1 pseudogene is annotated in these 277 nt (G+C 28.5%); it reads right to left on the minus strand.

The window, feature by feature from the left end:
- Window positions 1–277: pseudogene (locus AYC60_RS08870) on the minus strand (hypothetical protein); the annotation flags it as partial.

Raw genomic sequence — 277 nt, forward strand, 5'->3', positions numbered from 1 at the left:
GCTCTTCCGATCTTTCATTTATTCTTGAATAAGGATCTTTAGGATCACTTGAATATGAACCCTCAGGCACATTATAATTTACTGGATCATACCCCCAGTTATATCTTAGGTCTGGATTTAATTCATCTACTGAATCAGTTGAATAATCATATATTGGTAAAAGTTGTACATGAGTAATACCTAATTTTTTCAAATAATTTAATTCACTTTCTTCAAAAACACCTAAATATTTCCCTTTATTTTTGGCATTTAATGTAAAATCTCTAATATGTAATTC

The sequence above is a fragment of the Streptobacillus felis genome, from assembly GCF_001559775.1.
GTDB classification, from domain to species: Bacteria; Fusobacteriota; Fusobacteriia; order Fusobacteriales; family Leptotrichiaceae; genus Streptobacillus; species Streptobacillus felis.